2 protein-coding genes are annotated in these 1,740 nt (G+C 50.7%); both read left to right on the forward strand.

Annotation, left to right across the window (positions count from 1 at the left end; translation table 11 throughout):
• Positions 1-1,162 (forward strand): exonuclease SbcCD subunit D (locus ENN47_04760; protein ID HDP77494.1); only part of this gene is annotated, 1,162 nt, incomplete at its 5' end.
• The coding region (locus ENN47_04765) for an SMC family ATPase (GenBank protein ID HDP77495.1) at positions 1,159-1,740 on the forward strand (582 nt) is incomplete at its 3' end. The genes ENN47_04760 and ENN47_04765, both read left to right, overlap by 4 nt.

Below are 1,740 nucleotides of genomic sequence, written 5' to 3' on the forward strand. Positions count from 1 at the left end.
ATTCCTTCACTGCTCGGATATTCACCTGGGGAGAAGACCGATCGGCTCCCCGAACAGCCCGTATTCGTCTGCAAGGTATGAAGACTATTTTTCGGCCTTCGATTACGTTGTCGAATGGGCCGTACAGAACAGACCGGAGGCCTTCTTCATAACGGGTGATCTCTTTGACAAGAGAGACATCAATCCCGACACTCTTGCCAGAACGCAGAGTATTCTCTCCAGACTGAAAGAAAACGGCATCAGGGTGCTGGCTATAGAGGGAAACCACGACAAGAGCTTCAGCGCAAACGAGTCCTGGCTGAGATTTCTCCACGAGACAGAGTATCTGGAGCTGCTCTGCCCGGTTCAGGGCGAAAAGGACATCGTCTTTCCGAACGTCAGCATCGAAGGTTTCAAAGTGTTCGGACTTGGTTATCCCGGCTTCATGGCCGAGGAGATGATCCTCAAAGCTTCTTCTTTTCTCGAAGGCAAAGACAACATAATACTTGTCCACACGGCGCCCGGGAACGACAACTTCATTCCCGGCCTTGTGTCACCCGAAGTCTTGAAGATTCTTAGGTCGAAGGTGATCTATGCCGGGGGCGGGCATCTGCATTCTCAACTCGCTTTTCCTCTGGAAGAGCCGTTCTTCTTCGTTCCCGGATCGCTCGAATACTGGGACGTTTGGGAGAAAGACAAAAAGGGTTTCTATGTATTCGATACCCAGACCCGCAAAGCCGATTTTCACGACTCCCTCAGGAGGGAGAGACAGGAATTCTCCTTTTTTCCCGGCGAGGGCGACGACCTTGACAGATTTGTTAACGAACATGAGATTCATGGAGGAGCCATAGTACTTGTAACGGTAACGGGAAGCGGTGAGTTCTACGTAGATCCTGTGCGTCTGGAGAGGGAGATAGAGTCTTGCGGAGCCCTCAAGGCCTTTGTTAGAGTTAGGAGAACGGATAGAGAGATCACTCTCGACGACTACAGACTGCTGAGCGCGAGGGACATCGAAAGAGAAGTCATACTGGGCTCCAGGGAGTGGAAGGAACTTGGAGCAAGAGGCGAGGACCTTGTGGGCGCAATAGAAAAGATGAAGCAGGCTCAGGAAGATGGAAGGTATGACCTGTTCAAAGAATCCGTCGATGCCCTTCTTGAAGCCATAGTGGGTGGTGGCTCTTGAGGATTATTTCGATAGATCTCGAGAACTTCCGCAGCCACTCCAGATATTCCGAAACCTTCGAGAAGGGAATAAATCTCATCCTTGGAAGAAATGGCTCAGGGAAATCATCTATCATCGAAGCTATCGGACTGGCACTCTTCGGAGGAGGACTGCGCGACAAACAGGAAGACGCAATCAAGTGGAACGAGAGAAGATCGAGAGTCGCCGTGGCTTTTCTGGCCGACGACGGACTGGAGTACAGGGTCGAGAAAGTCTTCGGCACCGGTTCAAGTCACGAACTGCAACAGGGAGAACTTCTCATTGCCCGCGGGAAGGAAAACGTGATAGAGAAGATCAGAATCATCTGCGGTCTTCAGGGAGACATCTCGAAGACATTCGAAAACGTGATAGTAGCTTTTCAGAATAGAATCGCCGATCAATTCCTCGGCAGTCCTGCCGCGAGAAGGGACTATTTCAACAGGGTCTTTCAGGTCGACCTTTACAGGAAGATCTCAACGGATTTCATGCGCAGTTATCTCACCGACCTGAGGAATGAGAATGAAATCCTTGAAAGAGAGATCGGCTTCATGGAGCAGCAA

Source organism: Mesotoga infera (genome assembly GCA_011045915.1).
Lineage (GTDB): Bacteria > Thermotogota > Thermotogae > Petrotogales > Kosmotogaceae > Mesotoga > Mesotoga infera_D.